This is a genomic window from Paraburkholderia sp., from assembly GCF_034668105.1.
GTDB lineage: Bacteria > Pseudomonadota > Gammaproteobacteria > Burkholderiales > Burkholderiaceae > Paraburkholderia.
Genome location: NZ_JAXDPY010000216.1, coordinates 1 through 2,578 on the forward strand (window position 1 = coordinate 1; position 2,578 = coordinate 2,578).

A 2,578-nucleotide genomic window follows, 5' to 3' on the forward strand; every position below is an offset into this window, starting at 1 on the left:
ACATCGCGCCATGAACGTAGAAATCAGAAAGTTCTATTCGGTCGAGATGGAAGACATTCTCGAACTCTATCAGCCCGTTGAGCGAGATAATTTCGGCACATGGATTCGCCTTGCGATTGGTCCGAAAGGGGAGTCGGGAGTAGATTATTTTGAGCTTTTCGTTTGCACGCCGCAGTGGCTTGTCGAAGAACTCGAAAGAGATGCACCCGCTCGTTGGGCCCGTCACTTCCTGATTGTGGAGAAATATAGCCTCGACTTAATTACCGATCAATGTGAGCGATTGGTGTGGCGATTCAGCGGTAACGACTGGCTAACCATCGCGCAGAAGATCGCGCGCTATGCATATTGGGAGTTTGAAGGCATGCAGCCATAAGCGGCTGGAAGAGCCTGCCTGGTCAGTTCACAGCGCCTTCCGATAAACCACAAAGCCCGACCGTTCCGCGACCTTGTCGTACAGCTTCATCGCCGTGTGATTCGTCTCATGCGTTTGCCAGTAGACGCGCTGCACCCCGTCCGCTTTTGCCCGCGCATACACCGCTTCGATCAGCGCCCGGCCGACCCCATTGCCGCGCTCCGCGTCCAGCGTGTAGAGATCCTGCAGGTAGCAGGTCGGCGCCACCATGGTGGTATGACGGTGATACAGAAAATGCACAAGGCCGAGCAACTCGCCGTTGCGTTCAGCGACCATCGCGTGCATTGGCTCATAGGCATCGAAGAACCGTCCCCATGTGACTCGTGTGATCTCACGGGGCAATGCCGTTTCGCCCGAGCGACCGTAGAACGCGTTATAGGCGTCCCACAGTGGCAGCCAGGCGTCGAAGTCGGCGGCCGTGACGGGGCGGATATGAATCGCATCGGACATGGGTGTGGTTCCTTATGGGTTTATCGTTGCAGGCGAACGGCGACGCCAGAACCGTCAGCATAAGGAATTTGCAGCGCCATTGTTAGCGCCACAATGCGACCAGAATTTGGAACCACGAATCTGGGCTACGGCCTCTTGATGTCGAATGAAGGTTCGTGCGAACAATCAGGCACACGCCGCTGAAGCAGGCACGGTAGTGCGAAAACAAAGAAACCCTAAACCGCTTCCGCCCTAAGCCAACGCGCGAGCGTGACATCGTCATCCGTATCCAGCGCTTGCGCGACCCGGCGCCCGACTGCCGCGCCGAATTTATAGCCGTGACCAGAACATGCCGACACCACCAGCGTGTTGCCGAAGCGCTTCGAAAAGAAGCGTTTGTCCGCCGTAAACGTGTAGGCACAGGTTTTGACTTCGGTGACCGCATATTCGTCGATCCGCCTGAACGGCGGCGCAAACAGCCGACGTAGACTATCGCCTTCTCCAGGCGCCGCCACGCGATTCGCATCGGGATCAGGCGCACGCGATTTGACCGCACCGGCGCCGAACTTCAGGCCGACGCCATCGATGGGCGGCAGCACGTAGCCGTCGCTATCACCGCCAATATCGACGATGGCAGGCGCATTCGACCACGCCTCCTCCAGGTCCGCCGGCGGCTCCATATAGGCAACCACGTTGCGATAAGTCACCAGGTTTTCGGCGAGCGCGGGAAACAGTTGCAGCGTCCACGCACCCGTAGCCACCACGAGCCGGTCGGCGCGAATGGTCGTGTCGTCTTCGATCCGCACAGAGGCCGCGTGCGCATCCACCGCGAGCACCTTGGTGTGCGTGCGAATCTCCGCGCCGCGCATCTTGAGCCACGCTTTCATGTCGCGCGCAATGCGTTCGCTAAACAGCGCGCCCCCATCGTGATCGAGGTAGGCATAGCGAATCGTGGCAGGGTCGAGAAACGGATAACGCTCGGCCGCTTCCTGCGGATCGAGCCGTTCATAGTCGAATTGCATCCGGTCGAGGCCGGCGCGGAATAGCTCGGCGCCATCACCCGCGCGTTGTGAAATGCCGAGCACGCCGCAGTCCGCATAGTGGGAGACGCCCAGGTCATTCCACAGCAGATCCCAACTATCGAGTGCCTCGGCGATGGTGCGTGCATAGCCGTCGGCATTGCCATACGCGCGCCGGATCATGCGATGCCGGTCGCCCGAGGCGGCGAGTGGATTCGGAATCGAGCCCTGCTCGATCAGCGTGATGTCGTGCCCCAGCTTCACGAGCGACCACGCCGTGCTCAAACCGGCGATACCCGCGCCTACGATTGTCACCCGCATGCCATCTTCCCCCGAGTCGATGTATCCGGGTCAGAGTCTAGCAGCGGGAAAAATAAAGCGGTGCGCGATTCAGGTGCATCGGCACACGAGCGAACCGGTCGATTCAAAGTGGTGCCAGGCAGGCGGTGGTCTCCGCGCGCCGCCGTATCAGTGTTTGTGCTTCGACGGATGACGCAGCTTGTCGCGTACTTTCTTCGCGGCGAACAGGGGCACGTAATCGAACACACGCGCTTCGTGCCGGTAGTCGGCCAGTGTGTCCGCATACATCTTGGAGACCGTTTCCGTGGGCGTGTCGGTTTCCTCAGCGATGCTTCTCACCAGTTCGTCGACGTTAGGCTCGGGTTGGGACATGAATATCTCCGGGACAGCGGGTGGATAGGTGGGCTGTCACGCGGAT

At 59.7% G+C, this 2,578-nt stretch carries 4 protein-coding genes; 1 reads left to right on the forward strand and 3 read right to left on the reverse strand.

Translation table 11 applies throughout. The features are described 5' to 3' along the window. Positions 1-373, forward strand: a 373-nt coding sequence (locus QOC89_RS10140) for an Imm8 family immunity protein (protein WP_323044887.1), incomplete at its 5' end; no start/stop codon positions are given. Positions 374-400: 27 nt separating this feature from the next. On the opposite strand, the gene QOC89_RS10145 is transcribed toward QOC89_RS10140, so the two are convergent. From QOC89_RS10145 to QOC89_RS10155, 3 genes are all read right to left on the reverse strand, one after another. Next, positions 401-862, reverse strand: coding sequence for a GNAT family N-acetyltransferase (locus QOC89_RS10145; RefSeq protein WP_323044888.1), 462 nt, complete (start codon positions 860-862; stop codon positions 401-403). 215 nt (positions 863-1,077) lie between these two features. Then, on the reverse strand, positions 1,078-2,181 hold the full coding sequence (locus tag QOC89_RS10150; protein ID WP_323044889.1) for an NAD(P)/FAD-dependent oxidoreductase: 1,104 nt from the start codon (positions 2,179-2,181) through the stop codon (positions 1,078-1,080). A gap of 147 nt (positions 2,182-2,328) precedes the next feature. Beyond that, positions 2,329-2,532, reverse strand: coding sequence for a DUF3562 domain-containing protein (locus QOC89_RS10155; protein ID WP_323044890.1), 204 nt, complete (start codon positions 2,530-2,532; stop codon positions 2,329-2,331). Positions 2,533-2,578: the final 46 nt, after the last annotated feature.